The 14,680-nt window shown below is 55.0% G+C and carries 12 protein-coding genes; 7 read left to right on the top strand and 5 right to left on the bottom strand.

The features are described 5' to 3' along the window. Positions 1-172: 172 nt before the first annotated feature. The 5 genes from EDI29_RS22730 to hlyD all read right to left on the bottom strand — a co-directional run bounded on the left by EDI29_RS22730 (position 173) and on the right by hlyD (position 5,693). Complete coding sequence (locus EDI29_RS22730) at positions 173-340, bottom strand: hypothetical protein (RefSeq protein ID WP_167494493.1); 168 nt, start codon at positions 338-340, stop codon at positions 173-175. 275 nt (positions 341-615) lie between these two features. Next, positions 616-1,752: an ABC transporter permease gene (locus tag EDI29_RS08665; protein WP_137740571.1), complete on the bottom strand. Its 1,137-nt coding sequence runs from the start codon at positions 1,750-1,752 to the stop codon at positions 616-618. A gap of 9 nt (positions 1,753-1,761) precedes the next feature. Further along, the gene (locus tag EDI29_RS08660; protein WP_137740570.1) at positions 1,762-2,937 is read right to left on the bottom strand and encodes an ABC transporter permease; all 1,176 of its coding nucleotides are present in this window, start codon (positions 2,935-2,937) and stop codon (positions 1,762-1,764) included. Continuing rightward, the gene (locus EDI29_RS08655; RefSeq protein WP_137740582.1) at positions 2,930-4,672 is read right to left on the bottom strand and encodes an ATP-binding cassette domain-containing protein; all 1,743 of its coding nucleotides are present in this window, start codon (positions 4,670-4,672) and stop codon (positions 2,930-2,932) included. The genes EDI29_RS08660 and EDI29_RS08655 overlap by 8 nt, the downstream gene beginning before the upstream one ends. Then, complete coding sequence (gene hlyD, locus EDI29_RS08650; protein WP_137740569.1) at positions 4,665-5,693, bottom strand: secretion protein HlyD; 1,029 nt, start codon at positions 5,691-5,693, stop codon at positions 4,665-4,667. The genes EDI29_RS08655 and hlyD overlap by 8 nt, the downstream gene beginning before the upstream one ends. Before the next feature lie 536 nt (positions 5,694-6,229). Between hlyD and EDI29_RS08645 the strand changes: the two genes are divergently transcribed. The 7 genes from EDI29_RS08645 (at position 6,230) to rhlE (ending at position 14,679) form a co-directional block, all read left to right on the top strand. Beyond that, positions 6,230-8,335, top strand: coding sequence for a TonB-dependent receptor (locus EDI29_RS08645; protein ID WP_137740568.1), 2,106 nt, complete (start codon positions 6,230-6,232; stop codon positions 8,333-8,335). Then, the gene (locus EDI29_RS08640) at positions 8,325-9,344 is read left to right on the top strand and encodes an ABC transporter substrate-binding protein (RefSeq protein ID WP_137740567.1); all 1,020 of its coding nucleotides are present in this window, start codon (positions 8,325-8,327) and stop codon (positions 9,342-9,344) included. The genes EDI29_RS08645 and EDI29_RS08640 overlap by 11 nt, the downstream gene beginning before the upstream one ends. After that, entirely contained in the window at positions 9,341-10,330 is a 990-nt protein-coding gene (locus tag EDI29_RS08635) for a FecCD family ABC transporter permease (RefSeq protein WP_137740566.1), read from the top strand. The genes EDI29_RS08640 and EDI29_RS08635 overlap by 4 nt, the downstream gene beginning before the upstream one ends. Continuing rightward, complete coding sequence (locus tag EDI29_RS08630) at positions 10,323-11,354, top strand: FecCD family ABC transporter permease (protein WP_137740565.1); 1,032 nt, start codon at positions 10,323-10,325, stop codon at positions 11,352-11,354. The genes EDI29_RS08635 and EDI29_RS08630 overlap by 8 nt, the downstream gene beginning before the upstream one ends. Positions 11,355-11,366: 12 nt before the next feature. After that, complete coding sequence (locus EDI29_RS08625; RefSeq protein ID WP_137740581.1) at positions 11,367-12,218, top strand: ABC transporter ATP-binding protein; 852 nt, start codon at positions 11,367-11,369, stop codon at positions 12,216-12,218. After that, the gene (locus EDI29_RS08620) at positions 12,208-13,020 is read left to right on the top strand and encodes an IucA/IucC family C-terminal-domain containing protein (protein ID WP_137740564.1); all 813 of its coding nucleotides are present in this window, start codon (positions 12,208-12,210) and stop codon (positions 13,018-13,020) included. The genes EDI29_RS08625 and EDI29_RS08620 overlap by 11 nt, the downstream gene beginning before the upstream one ends. A 222-nt stretch (positions 13,021-13,242) precedes the next feature. Continuing rightward, positions 13,243-14,679: an ATP-dependent RNA helicase RhlE gene (gene rhlE / locus EDI29_RS08615; RefSeq protein WP_137740563.1), complete on the top strand. Its 1,437-nt coding sequence runs from the start codon at positions 13,243-13,245 to the stop codon at positions 14,677-14,679. The last annotated feature ends 1 nt before the right edge of the window (position 14,680 follow it).

Below are 14,680 nucleotides of genomic sequence, written 5' to 3'. Positions count from 1 at the left end.
TAAATAACACTAAGGCGAATATTATCCATTTGTAAAAATATGTTTTATTATTCATTTGGTCTCCTGGCTATTTCAGTTCTATTTTATCAGTTACATATAAGATCATTACACACTGATACTCCACCGCCAGATGCAGCACAACTACTAATTACCAGCGCTGAACAAGGGATTGTTACTGTGCCAACACTAACCACACTGCCGGCGGCGCAAGATACTGCAACGCCGGCACAAAAACCAGCTCCTGCTGTCGCGCATGCGGCTCGGCAAACCACGGGATTAATTTTATCTTTATCATCACATTTTCCCGATTGGCATCCTTCCCCACAGTAATCTTTTCCATTTCCGCAATATCCGTATTGGCTACAACATAAACCCTCCGCGCATGATCCTCCGCCTTGACTGCCACATTGGTTTGCATAAGCCTGAGGTAATATTGAAATAATTAGTATGAAGGAAATCCTAATAAGAATATTCATAACCTTTCCCTGAATTATATTTCTTATTATCTTAATTTGGCTGTTGTTTTTATGTCCAATTCATATTTTAAGCATCAATATATAAAAATTATATTATAATTAATATATTATCAATTATGCATTAATAGCGCGCGTATGTTTAAGCAATATTCCGCCTAAAAATGGCGTAGGCTGCCGAGCCGGTGGTCAGCGTGATGATGAACAGCGGCCATAAGCTGCCCCAGATAATGCTGAAGTCCGCATCCTTGAGGTAAATCTGCTTGGTGATGTCGGTGAAGTGACGAATCGGGTTAACCCAGGTGATGTGCTGCAACCAGATCGGCATGTTCTCAACCGGTGAGACATAGCCGGAAAGCAGAATCGCGGGCATCAGGAAGACGAACACGCCGATAAACGCCTGTTGCTGCGTTGAACAGAGCGAGGAAATCAGCAGGCCGAAGCCGACCAGCGACAATCCATAGATCAGCATCGTGGTGTAAAACAGCAGCAGCGATCCGGCAAAGGGGATATGGAAAATGAGTATGCCCGCCAGCAGCACGATCGTGGCCTGAAACGTGGCGACAATCAGCGCAGGGATGGCTTTGCCAATGAATATCTGGCTAGTAGAGAGCGGCGAAACCAGCAGCTGTTCCAGCGTGCCTTGTTCCCGCTCACGTGCCACCGATAGTGCCGTAACAATCAGCACGCCGATAGTAGCGATCATGGCAATCAGCGATGGAACCACAAACCATTTGTAGTCCAGATTCGGGTTATACCAGTGGCGTACCACCAGTTCGCTGTTGTTATGAAATACATTGCTCTGATTGGGAGCGCTTTGAGCCGATCTGGTCGCCAGTAATTCCAACTGATAATCACGCACGATGTGCTGCACATCGTTGGCGGCGATCTGGGCGCTGTTGGAGCGTCTGCCGTCCAGAATCAGTTGAAGCGATGCGCTGTTCCCGCTGGCGATATCGCGCGAAAACTGCGGCGGGAAGCGCAGGATAAGAAGTGCATGCTGATTATCCAGCGTCGGCGCAACGTCCTGTGGACTATGCAGCATCAGCACGTGAGAAAAGGATTTTGCCTTGGCAAAGCGCTGCGTCAGTTCTATCGCATGAGGGCCACTATCTTCGCTGTAAATCGCAATGGTTGCATTGGTTACGTCGAGCGTCGCGGCGAAAGGAAACAGGGAAACCTGAAGGATAACGGGCAGCACCAGAATGGAGCGCGTTTGTGGATCGCGCAGCAGCGATTGCAGTTCCTTGATAATCAACGTCCACAGACGATGCAGCATAGTCACTCCCTAATCCAGCCTGCGCCGGGTTTGCCAGGCCGTCAGGCCAATAAAGACTATCGCGGAGAGAATGAGAAACAGTAGGTTCGTCATCAGCACCGTACCGATATTCCCCGCGAGAAACAGCGTTTGCAGCGTGCTGACAAAATAGCGCGCCGGAATGAGGTACGATACGCCGCGGACAAACTCCGGCATGCTGTCGATTTCAAAAATAAAGCCGGACAGCATGATGGCAGGGAGAAATGCGGCATTCAGCGCGACCATGGCGGCGTTGAACTGGTTGCGGGTGAGGGTGGAAATCAGCAACCCCATGCCCAGCGTGCTGGCAAGAAACAGGCTGCTGATAATAAACAGCAAAATCAGTGAACCGCGATAGGGCACCTGCATGATGAAGGTGGAGACCAGAATGCACAGCGCCATGGCTATCATGCCGAGGAAATAGTAGGGGATGAGCTTGGACAGCAGCAGCTCGGCGCGGGTGACCTGCGTGGAGAGTAGCGCTTCCATCGTCCCGCGTTCCCACTCGCGGGCAATCACCAGCGAGGTAAGGATCGCGCCAATCACCGTCATGATGATGGTAATCGCACCGGGAATGATGAAATGCTGGCTGATGGCGGCTGGATTAAACCAGTAGCGCGATTGCACCTCGATAAGCTGCTCAAAGATATAACCGCGATCTTCCGCCCGCTGCTGTTGCCACAGTAGCCAGATCCCTTCAGCGTACCCCTGAACGAAGTTTGCCGTGTTGGGTTCACTGCCGTCGGTAATGACCTGAATTGGCGCACGATCGCCCGGTCGTGCCAGCCGTTCGGCAAAATCGGTAGGGATGACAATCAGGCCGCGAATGCTGCCGGCCTGCATTTGTTGAATTAACTGCTGGCGGTTATTGCTGATGGTCGGCGAAATAAACGGCGAGGCCGCAAACGTATTCGCCAGATCGCGCGCGTCTTCGCTCTGTTGTTCCAGCAGAATACCAACGTGCAGGCGGCTAGAATCGAGATTGATGCCATAGCCAAAAATAAACAGCAGTAGCAGCGGGATCACGAACGCAATCAACCCGCTGCTGGGGTCGCGCAGGATTTGGCGCGTCTCTTTCAGACACAGCGCGCGCAGGCGGCGTGCAGAAAAATGCGTGCTACCGCGCTGGCTGGTTTTATCCTGCTCAACCTTATTTTTTTCAACCATGTTTCGCCTCCCCGTCGTAGGCCTGGATCAGCGCGATAAACGCTTCTTCCATGGTCGGTGAGGGCGTCTGTGTGCTGGCCGCCTGATGCTTCAGTTCATCCGGCGTGCCGCTGGCGATCAGTTTGCCGCGATACACCAGCCCGATGCGGTCACAGTATTCGGCTTCGTCCATGAAATGGGTAGTGACCATGACGGTGACGCCGCGATTGACCATGCCGTTGATGTGTATCCAGAACTCGCGTCGGGTGAGCGGATCGACGCCGGAGGTGGGTTCGTCGAGAAACAGAATATCGGGTTCGTGCATCAGCGCGCAGGCCAGCGCCAGCCGCTGCTTGAACCCCAACGGCAGGGCATCCGGCGTTTGGCGATAAATCGGCTGGAAGTTGAAGGCGTCGGTCATTCCGGCCATTTTATCGCGCTGTGCTTTGCCCTTAAGCCCATAGACGCCGGAGAAAAATCGCAGATTCTGTTCGACGGTCAGGTTGCCGTAGAGCGAGAATTTTTGCGCCATGTAACCTAAATGCTGGCGCGCTTTGCCTGAGCTGGTTTTCAGATCCATATCGAGCACCAGCGCCTTGCCGTCAGTCGGCACCAGCAGGCCGCACATCATCTTGAAGGTGGTCGATTTTCCCGCGCCGTTCGGACCGAGCAGACCGAAGATTTCGCCTCGCTTCACCTGAAAGCTGACGTGGTCAGTCGCGGCGAAATCACCAAATTTTTTCGTCAACGCCTGTGCTTCAATCACCGTTTCGCCGCCGCTGACGTCAATTTGCGGCATGATGCTCGCCAGCGAAGAGTCACTGGCCGGGCCGCCGCCCAACAGGTCGATAAAGGCATCTTCAAAGCGTGGATCGGTGTCGTGCAGGCTGCCAGCCTCCAGATGCAAGGCGGAGAGCAACGATGCCCGATCCGCGTCGGGCTTCAGCATCAACCTGACGTACTGCCCCTGAATCACGCCGTCGCTGACCTGTGGCAGGCGCAGTGCTTCCTGTAATACATCCCGATGTCGGCGATCGCCGGTATCAATCAAAATACAGCGTCCGGCCATGCGTGCGGTCAGATCGCGTGGCGCACCGCGATACAGCAGTTCGCCTTCGTTTAGCAGCAGCACATCCCGACACTGCTCCGCCTCATCGAGGTAAGACGTACTCCACAAGATCAACATGCCATCGTCAGCCAGCTCATGCACCATGTGCCACAGCTCACGGCGAGAGATGGGGTCGACGCCTACACCTGGTTCATCCAGCAGAAGCACCTTAGGCTGCCCCAACAGTGTACAGGCCAGCCCTAGCTTTTGTTTCATACCGCCAGACAGTTTGCCTGCCAGCCTGTCGGTAAAGCGGGTCAGGTCGGTAAACGACAGCAAACGGTCAAAGGCTTCTTTGCGCACATCGCCGGTGATACCGCGTAAATCGGCATACAGCGTCAGGTTTTCCATCACCGTCAGATCTTCATACAGGCCGAATTTTTGCGGCATATAGCCCAAAATGGCATGGAGCTGACGATCCTCGTTGATGGGGTCAAGGTTGGCGACGCGTAACGTGCCGTGACTGGGGGTTAGCAATCCCGCCAGCATACGCAGCAGGGTGGTTTTCCCCGCGCCGTCGGGGCCAACCAGCCCGGTCACGGCACCGCTGTATATTTCAGCGGTGAGGCTGGCAAGCGCGGGCTTTTCCTGTCCGGCAAAGCGTTTTTCCAGTCCGTTCAGCGAAATATGTGTGGGAGCGTCAGTCATGGCGAACGGGCTCGATAGCGCGATTGACCTCTTCATCACGCACGCCTTCAAAACGCAGCGTGACCGGCATCCCTTGTCGTAAGCCGTCATCGGGATCGTTAACCACGATGCGCAGTCGGTAAACCAGATCGGTGCGGAGATCTTCGGTTTCGACGCTTTTCGGCGTGAATTCGGCGCTTGGCGAGACAAAGCCGATTTTGCCATGGTAAGGCTGGTTTGGACGGCCATCGGTGTAAATCAGCATTTGGCTACCGGGCACAACGCGACCGAGATCTTTCTCGCTCACATAGGCGCGAACCCAAATCGGGCGAGTGAGGGATAGGGTGAAAACGGTACTGCCCGATGCCAGCATACTGCCTTTTTCGGCGGCGCGAGTGAGGATCACGCCGGGAGAAGGAGCCAGCAGTTCCGTGTCCTGCCTATCCAATTCCGCCTGCGCCAGTCCGGCTTCGGCCAGTGCTACCGTCGCCTGTGCCGCGGCGATTTCCTGTGGCCGATTACCGCGCTCAAACTGGGTTAATTTGTCTTTCGCTGCCTGTAGTGTCGCAAGCGCCTGATTACGTGCTGTTTTGGCGTCGTCCAGCATGTTGGCGGAAATGGCGCGTTTGTCCCACAGCCCTTGCTGGCGCTGGTAGAAGCTGTTGGCGTAATCATAGGCAGCCTGACTCTGGACGACCTGAGATCGCACCTGCGCGATCTCTTCCTGCCGGTAGCCTTCCTGCGCAAGCTGAAGCTGTGCCTGCGCACTGGCGAGATTTGCCTGCGCCTGATGTTGTGCATTCAGGTAAGGCGCGGCATCGAGCGTTGCCAGCGGCTGGCCGGCCTGTACGGCATCGCCTTCATCTACGTTCAACTCTGTCAGTCTGCCGCCGACGCGAAAGGCCAGATTGACGGTGCGAATATCGATATTGCCGTAGAGCGTGAGCGGTTTTTCCTGCTGCTTCTGATGGTGATAAAAGCCGTAACCCGCGCCGAGCAGGATAAGGACGAGGGCGGCGAACGCCAGTTTTCTCTTGTTCATCACGCATAGTTCCTTGTTTATCAAGCATAGTTCCTTGTTTGTCAGCGGTGTGCTTGTCGGCGGTAGCGATCCCGCAGGCCGTTAAGAGGGCAGGTCGTCTCTTATTTCTGGAGGTTATTAATCATATGACGGGTTACAGGGGTTTATGACGATTTATAGTGATCGAGTTCACAAAAATACGTCACATCCGGTCGATACTTTCAGATACCTCCGCTTGTGTTGTGATTATGTTTTTGATTTTAAATAAAATAATTGAAAATGTAGCAATATTGTAATTCATTTCATTAAATGATAATAATTATTATTAGCAATTATAGAGTGATCTGGTAGCACTGACGCGGCGTACAGAGGTGAGAAACCCTGTGTTCAATGTCTGAACGGATCATCACCCGCCAAGATGTTTCGCGTGAAGCGCAGCATTTTGGCATTTTTTTGTCCGTGTCGTGGTGCCTGTTTTTTAGATAAGCCACCCGTCACCGGTAATGGCTTTTATTGACGGTTGGATACTTAACCAAAGGGGAAGGACAGTGAACCAGATGCGCACTTTACTCGCATTGATGCCATGCGTGCTGATTGCTCCGGCGTATGCACAGGATGACACGACCAAAAAGGATGAGGCGAGCGGCGATGAGATGGTGATTACCGCCTCACGCTCGAATATCCAGCAGCAGAAAGCGCCGCAGGTGGTCACCGTCATTACTAAGGAGCAAATCGAGCAGCAGATGCAGGTCACCTCTGACTCGTCGCAAATTCTGAGCAATCTGCTGCCTTCGTTCTCCCCCAGCCGGCAGAAAATGAGCGGCAGCGGTGAAACTTTCCGCGGCCGTGCGGCGTTGGTGATGATCGACGGCATTCCGCAATCCAATCCTTTGCGCCCCACCGGACGTGAGATGCATACCGTCGACTACTCGATGGTCGAACGTATTGAAGTGATTCATGGTGCCAATGCGACTAACGGGATGGGGGCAACGGGTGGGGTGATCAATATCATCACCCGTCGACCGGAAAATGGTTCGTTTAATCAGCACGTCAACGTGCAAACAACAGTCCCAACCGAGAAGATTCGCGGTGAAACCGCCAGCTATAAAACCACCTATCGGGTTGATGGGCGTGAAGACTATCTCGATTACCTGTTCTCGATTGGCTATGAGAATCAGGGGCTGTATCTGGACGGCAACAATCGTCCCGTCGGTGTGGATAATACCCAGGGCGATACCATGGACTCCCGCGCTTACGACCTGTTAGCGAAAGTCGGGTACTGGCTGGATGACTATCAGCGCGTTCAACTGAGCGTCAATCGCTATCACATCAAAGGTGAAAATAACTACCTCAGCGTCGATGGCGTGCGCAGGCTCGGTATTCCTACCACGTCGGTACGCGGTACGCCGCCGGGTGAGGCACCGAATAACAGCATTTGGACAACGGGCTTAACGTATGAACACCACGATTTGGCGGGGATGAAGCTGTCCGCACTGGTGTTTAATCAACGCTATGAAGCGCTGTTTGGCGCAACGATTTCAAATACTTTCCAAGATCCAGCGATTGCCCCCCGGGGTACGCTTTATGAACAATCCCGATCGGTTGCCAATAAATATGGTACCAAGCTGGCGCTGACCAAAGATGACCTGCTGGACGACACGCTGAAAGTGACGGTGGGTTTCGATACGCTGTACGATAAGGGCAAGCAGGATCTCTACCTGACTAAGCGTACCTATGTGCCGGAGATGGAATACACCAACTATTCGCCGTTTATTCAGGGCGAATATCAACTGCTGGATAACGTTACGCTACACGCGGGCGTACGCCATGAAATTGCTAAACTCCAAGTCAACGATTATCAAACACTGGCGTCTAACAACAGCGTTACGGTACAAGGCGGTAGTCCGAAATTTAATGAAACGCTGTATAACGCCGGTATCGTCTATGCCGCGACGAATTCACTCAGTCTGTTTGCTAACTACTCGGAAGGGTTTGGAATGCCGGACGTGGGTCGCGCGCTGCGTTCCATCAACCGCACGGGTGTCAGCCTGAAAAATTTTGACGGTTTTAAGCCGATTGTGACGGATAACGTAGAGACGGGGTTCCGTTTTAAACGGGATAAGTTTGATCTTGAAGCTAGCTACTATGAGTCCAAATCGAAGCTGGGTGAGCGTGTTAGAGAGAGCGGTGGTGTATTTTTGTCCGATCGTCAGCGTACGCAGATTCGTGGTGTGGAAGTGAGTGCTGGTTATCAGATCAACGAGCAGCATAAAGTTAATGCCTCCTACGCGCACAGTGAAGGGAAGTATGACAACGACGGTGATGGTAAAGTGGATAAAAAATTCAATGGTCTGGATATCGCGCCGGATCGTCTGATCACCAGTTGGTCGGCGAACTGGAACGATAAATGGAGCTCGTTCGTGCAGGCAAATTATGCCTTTGGCCGCAGCTTTGACGATGCAGGCATGGCGTTTGACGGTTACCTGTTGATGGATGCGGCGGTGGGTTACAAGCTGCCATATGGTCGCCTCAACGTTGCGGTGGCTAACCTGCTGGATAAACAGTACATCACCTACTATTCGCAGGCGGGGCTTGTTAACGATACGCGCTATTTCTCTGGGCGCGGCCGCACGATGACGCTGGGTTATTCGATTGATTTCTAAGCTCAACCGATTTAACTCCGTCTTCAATTCAGCAACACGACCGCGTTTTGCGCTGGCCGTGTTGTTGTCTTTTTTACTGGTGACGTTGGCGCAGGCGGCGGAATCACCGCGTCAGATTCGGCATGCGCTGGGCGTGACCACGGTAACAGGGACGCCGCTGCGTATCGTGACGCTGTTTCAGGGCGCGACGGACTCTGCTGTAGCGCTGGGAGTCAAACCGATTGGCGTGGTGGAGTCGTGGACGGAGAAGCCGATTTATCGCTACCTTCGCCCCGCTTTGCAGGGCGTGACGCTGGTCGGGTTGGAAACGCAGCCCAGTCTGGAAACCATCGCGCTACTCAAACCTGACCTCATCGTAGCGTCTACGTTTCGGCATGAGAAAATCTACGGCCTCCTGTCGCAGATCGCGCCGACGATTGCGTTGGACAAGGTGTCTGAATTTAAAGAAACGGTGCAGATGATGGGGGTAGCGCTGAATCGGGAAGATAAGGCGAACGCGATGTTATCCCATTGGGATCGGCGCGTGGATTCCCTGCGCGACAGGCTGAAAGCCCGGTTTGGCGAACGCTGGCCGCTCAGCGTGTCTATTCTTGAATTCCGTGAAGATCACCTGCGTACCTATCTGCCCGCCAGTTTTGCTGGATCGGTGCTGTCGGAAATCGGTTTTGTCTGGTCGCGGCCGGAAAGCTACACGTCAGGCGTGATGCAAAAACTCACCAGCAAAGAGAGCATTCCGGTAGTGGATGCCGATTTGTTCTTTGTGTTGCTGCGGTCAGACAAGCCCGCGGTAGCGCAGAACTACCGCGACTGGCAGGCTCATCCGCTCTGGCAGCGGCTTCGTGCGCCTCAGCAGCAACAGGTTTATCCGGTAGATAACGTAGCCTGGAGCCTGTCTGGCGGTATTTTGGGCGCGAATCATATGCTGGATGATATCGAACGGCAGTTTGCTGGCAAAGCTGAGACTGCGGGTAAAAAAAGCGATATCGCAGAGGAGACTCCTACGCGATGAGACAGAGCATCGTGACGGCAGTGGGTGTCGTATTGCTGCTGCTAAGTATCGTCGCCAGCCTGATGCTGGGGCAAACCACTATTTCATTTAGCGCCGTGTTCAACGCGCTATTCCATTACGATCCGCAGCAGATCGATCACATTCTGGTGCTGACGACCCGCCTGTCGCGGACGGTGATTGCCATCGTTGTCGGTGCCAGCCTTGCCGTTGCCGGCGCGCTAATGCAGGCGCTGACGCGCAACCCGCTGGCCTCGCCGGGGATATTTGGCATTAATGCGGGAGCCATGTTTGCCATCGTCCTGCTGTCTTCGCTATTTGCCTTTTCCTCGCAGACAGCGCTGGCGTGGACGGCCTATCTGGGCGCGGCCGTTGCTGGCGTCATGGTGTATGTGCTGGGAACGCTGGGCAACGCTCGCTCGAGCCACTTACGCATTGTGCTGGCCGGAGCCGCCATTAGCGCACTGTTTATTTCGTTTACGCAGGCGCTGCTGGTGATCAATCAGGACGGGCTGGACAGCATGCTGTTCTGGCTGGCCGGGTCGGTGTCCGGCCGCAGTCTGTCAATGCTGTTACCGCTGCTGCCGTACTTTGTTATCGCGCTATTGCTCGCGCTGCTGCTGGCGCGTCACCTGAATATTCTGGTGGCAGGCGACGAGATCGCCAAAGGGCTGGGGCAGCGAACCGCGCTGATGCGTGCGCTGTCCGGGCTGTGCGTGATCGGGCTGGCGGGTGGCGCGGTGGCGATAGCCGGAAATATCGGTTTTGTCGGGTTGATCGTGCCGCATATTGCGCGCCGTTTACTGTCTGCCGATCATCGCTGGCTGCTGCCCGGCTGCGCGATTTTCGGTGCCACGCTGTTGCTGCTGGCTGATGTCGCCTCGCGTCTGCTGATCGTGCCGCAGGAAGTGCCAGTTGGGGCAATGACCGCGCTGCTGGGGGCACCCTTCTTCATTTATCTGGCGAGAAGGGGAATGCGGTATGGGTAAGGTATATACCGTGCGCGTGGGAATGGCATCGCGCCAGATTGAGCGCCGCACGTCTGTGGTGGCGCTCTTGCTCCTGCTGGTGCTGTTAGCCGTCGTGTTCCTCTCGCTGTCGTTGGGCGAGGTAGTGCTGTCGCCCGCGCAGGTGATGTTGGCGCTGCTGGGAAAAGCAGACAGCGGCGTGCATTTTATCGTCAACGACCTGCGGTTGCCGCGTGCGCTGTTGGCGCTGTTGGTGGGCGGCGCGCTGGCGATATCCGGTTTGATTCTGCAAAGCATTGTGCGTAATCCGCTGGCCTCGCCGGATATTCTGGGGATTACCAGCGGCGCATCAGCAGCAGCGGTATTCTTTCTCTCGTTTCTGGCGACGGCGATAGGCCAGCGTTGGCTCCCGCTCGCTGCGATGGGTGGGGCGTGGATTACCGCGATTGCCATTTACCTGCTGGCCTGGAAACAAGGCGCATCGCCACTGCGCTTGGTGCTGGTCGGCGTTGGACTGTCCGCCATCATGGGCGCGGCGGTCACCATGATGCTGGTGTTTAGCCCAATTGGAACGACGTTGACAGCCTATGTGTGGCTGACGGGCAGTATTTATGGCGCACAGTGGCAGCAGGTATCGGCGCTGGCGGGCTGGTTGTTACTCGGTGCACCGTTTTTAGTGGGGCTGGCGCGACACGTTAACGTGCATGAGTTGGACGATGCGTTGGCCTGCGGCGTCGGCCAGTCGGTCGGTCGTATCCGGCTTGCGCTGTTGACGCTGAGCGTCGCGCTGGCAGGGGCGGCTATTGCCTATGCGGGCGCGATGGCGTTTGTCGGGCTGCTGGCCCCGCACATTGCAAAAAAGTTGGCGAGCCGTTCATTCCCCGGACTGGCGCTGGCGTCAGCGCTGACGGGCGGTTTATTGGTGATGGTGGCCGATTTGATTGGCCGTACCGCGTTCCTGCCGTTGGATCTGCCTGCTGGTATTTTTATCTCCGTGCTCGGAACGCCTTTCTTTATCTATTTATTGCTTCGGCAACGTTACTGAGATTGCAAGATGATGCGAGAGAATGTGCCGCCAACACACGTATATCCAACTCACGGCGAAGCGATTGTCAGCCAGTCGCTGACGCTGAGTTACGAAAAACAGGTTGTGATTGATGCGTTGGATATCACACTGCCAGCCCGGAAAATTTCGGTGCTGGTGGGCAGTAACGGCTGCGGCAAGAGCACGTTGTTGAAGTCGTTTGCCCGCCTGCTGAAACCGACAAATGGGACGATTATTGTCAACGGGGTGGATATCCACCGGCAATCTACCGTTGAGGTGGCGAAGTCACTGGCGATTCTTCCGCAAACGCCGACCGCGCCGGAAGGGCTGACGGTGTATCAATTGGTGAAGATGGGGCGTTATCCACACCAGTCGTGGCTAACGCAGTGGTCGACAACGGACGAAGAAAAAGTGATTCAGGCGTTGCACAGCACTGGCGTGTTGGCATTAAAGGATCGTGCAGTAGATTCGCTATCCGGCGGGCAGCGCCAGCGCGTCTGGATCGCCATGACGCTGGCGCAGGATACCGATATTGTTCTGCTGGATGAACCGACGACCTATCTCGATCTGGCGCATCAGATGGAAGTGCTGGATTTGTTGCGGGAACTGAATGCTCAGCAGCACAAAACCATCGTGATGGTGCTGCATGATTTGAATCTGGCGTGTCGCTACGCACACCACATGGTGGCCGTGCATAACCGGACGGTGTTTGCACAGGGGAACCCGCGCGACATTCTTACCGAAGCTACGGTAAAAACGGTGTTTAACCTGAATTGTCGCATCATTGACGATCCGTTCTTCGGCACGCCGTTGTGCATTCCGTTCGGGCGCGATGCGGTGGAGGCTGCGACGGATGTCGGCTAACCGCCTGACGGCACCGCAGTGGGCGATGCTCTCTGGCACGCTGCAACTCACGGATGCCTCGCTGCGGGTCGGTTCTGACAGCTGCCCAAGCCGTAAGATGCTGGAACCAGACTATTGCCATTGGCTGCTGAACACCCTGACACCACCGTTGCTGTCGCCATCGATCAAGATTACCGCGTCACTGCTGGCGAAGCGGATCGGGTTCTTAACCACGGCCGCCAGCCTGTATGCGATGTCGGTGTATAACAAAGGGCTGAACATGACGCTGGATAACAGCGTGCTGGAATTCGGACACAGCCGCCTGTGGACATCGACCATGCCGCTTTACGATCTCACTGTGTCTCAACCAGAAGCAGGGCGGCGAGAGGCGTGGCGTGATAGCCTGTTCGACACGCTGTTTGCTCAACATCTATCGCCGATCTTACATACGCTGTCTGCGGTGTCAGGCGCGCCGCTGCGCATCCTGTGGGAAAACGTCGCGGTGCGGGTGTTTTCGTTATACGAACAGCGCATTGAATGGGACGATCCGGCAGCGGAGTGTTCACTAGGAATGACGTTGGCACAACAGGTGCAGCAAGATTTCGACGCTTTGCTGGCCGCGCCCGGCGAACGTTTTGGCTGTGATGATAATCCGCTAAGGCCGTTCTTTCGGGCGAAAACGCGAGTTCCTGCGGTGGGGAGTTCGGTGAACTTTCGCAGCGTACGCTTTCGCCGCACCTGCTGTTTTTATTACAAGGCATCGCAGCCGCAGGAATATTGCAATAACTGCCCCTTATTGCGCCCTGCCAGAAAAACGGGCTGACGCAGATAAAAATCCCTTAGTGGTCAGAATCTCTGCTACAATCGTCGGCAGTCATGCACCGTAGTTGTGCTCGTTCATCGTGGTTATTGCGTATGTCGTTGTTTACGTAGATTGTTACGTGAGTTGTTACGTATATAGTGGCTCAGCAAACCCGTCTTATTGACCCTCTGAAAACTACACCGGCTACTGTCCGGTCAGAGCGGATCTGGAGTTGTTCTTTTTATGTCATTTGATTCTCTCGGCCTGAGTGCCGATATTCTGCGCGCGATTGAAGAGCAGGGTTATCGCGATCCTACCCCCGTTCAGCGTCAGGCGATCCCTGTCGTGCTGGAAGGGCGCGATTTAATGGCCAGCGCCCAAACGGGTACGGGTAAAACGGCAGGTTTTACGCTGCCACTCTTGCAACTGCTCACTAGCCGCGAAGCGCAGAATAAAGGGAAAGGACGTCGTCCAGTACGGGCGCTGATCCTGACGCCAACTCGCGAACTGGCGGCACAGATTGATGAGAACGTGAAGGCGTACAGCAAATATTTACGCCTGCGCTCACTGGTCGTGTTTGGCGGCGTGAGCATTAACCCGCAGATGATGAAGCTGCGCGGCGGCGTGGATATTCTGGTGGCGACGCCGGGACGTCTGCTCGATCTGGAACACCAGAACGCCGTTGACCTGTCACAGATTGAAATTCTGGTGCTGGATGAAGCGGACCGTATGCTGGATATGGGCTTCATTCACGATATTCGCCGTGTACTGGCGAAGCTGCCGACTAAACGTCAAAACCTGCTATTCTCCGCGACTTTCTCGGATGAGATCAAAGCGCTGGCGAACAAACTGCTGACTAACCCAGCCTCAGTTGAAGTTGTGCGTCGTAATACGCCGTCTGAGCTGGTTACGCAGCACGTACATTTTGTCGATAAGCGCCGCAAGCGTGAACTGCTGTCACAGCTGATTGGTGAAAATAACTGGCAGCAGGTGCTGGTCTTTACCCGCACCAAACATGGCGCTAACCATCTGGCTGAACTGTTGGAGAAAGACGGTATTACTGCCGCCGCTATCCACGGTAATAAAAGTCAGGGCGCGCGTACGCGTGCGCTGGCGAACTTTAAAGACGGCAGCATTCGCGTGCTGGTCGCGACGGATATCGCCGCGCGTGGTCTGGATATCGACCAACTGCCGCACGTGGTGAACTATGAGTTACCGAATGTGCCGGAAGATTACGTTCACCGTATTGGCCGTACCGGTCGTGCAGAAGCGACGGGTGAAGCGCTGTCGCTGGTGTGTGTGGATGAACACAAGCTGCTGCGTGACATCGAACGTCTGTTGAAGCGTGAAATTCCGCGCATTGCTATCGAAGGCTACGAGCCCGATCCGTCCATCAAGGCCGAACCGATTGTAAATGGTCGTCAGGGTAACCGTGGCGGCGGTGGTGCGCGTAACGCAGCACCGCGTGCACAATCGGGTGCTCCGCGCGGTCAGTCCGAGCGCAGCGAACGTAGTCAAGGCCAGGGCGAGCGCCGTTCAGCCGAGGGTAATCGCCAACCGCGTAAACCGGGCGGTAATAGTGATAGCCCATGGGGGACTGGCGGAAAAGGCAAGGGCGGCGGTGAAGGTCAGCGTCGCGCACCACGCCCGCAAAACCGCAGTAAGCCAGCGGACAAGTAAC

It is taken from the genome of Pectobacterium polonicum (assembly GCF_005497185.1).
Classification (GTDB): Bacteria; Pseudomonadota; Gammaproteobacteria; order Enterobacterales; family Enterobacteriaceae; genus Pectobacterium; species Pectobacterium polonicum.
The sequence above is the reverse complement of the archived record's forward strand: the minus strand, read 5'-3'. Positions and strand labels throughout refer to the sequence as shown.

Bases quoted from the DNA above. Each gene is read 5' to 3' on its own strand.
- EDI29_RS08630 (WP_137740565.1), top strand. From the start codon at position 10,323: ATGGGTAAGGTATATACCGTGCGCGTGGGAATGGCATCGCGCCAGATT.
- EDI29_RS08625 (WP_137740581.1), top strand. From the start codon at position 11,367: ATGCGAGAGAATGTGCCGCCAACACACGTATATCCAACTCACGGCGAA.
- EDI29_RS08655 (WP_137740582.1), bottom strand. From the start codon at position 4,672: ATGACTGACGCTCCCACACATATTTCGCTGAACGGACTGGAAAAACGC.
- hlyD (WP_137740569.1), bottom strand. From the start codon at position 5,693: ATGAACAAGAGAAAACTGGCGTTCGCCGCCCTCGTCCTTATCCTGCTC.
- EDI29_RS08660 (WP_137740570.1), bottom strand. From the start codon at position 2,937: ATGGTTGAAAAAAATAAGGTTGAGCAGGATAAAACCAGCCAGCGCGGT.
- rhlE (WP_137740563.1), top strand. From the start codon at position 13,243: ATGTCATTTGATTCTCTCGGCCTGAGTGCCGATATTCTGCGCGCGATT.
- EDI29_RS08620 (WP_137740564.1), top strand. From the start codon at position 12,208: ATGTCGGCTAACCGCCTGACGGCACCGCAGTGGGCGATGCTCTCTGGC.
- EDI29_RS08635 (WP_137740566.1), top strand. From the start codon at position 9,341: ATGAGACAGAGCATCGTGACGGCAGTGGGTGTCGTATTGCTGCTGCTA.
- EDI29_RS08665 (WP_137740571.1), bottom strand. From the start codon at position 1,752: ATGCTGCATCGTCTGTGGACGTTGATTATCAAGGAACTGCAATCGCTG.
- EDI29_RS22730 (WP_167494493.1), bottom strand. From the start codon at position 340: ATGGAAAAGATTACTGTGGGGAAGGATGCCAATCGGGAAAATGTGATG.
- EDI29_RS08645 (WP_137740568.1), top strand. From the start codon at position 6,230: ATGCGCACTTTACTCGCATTGATGCCATGCGTGCTGATTGCTCCGGCG.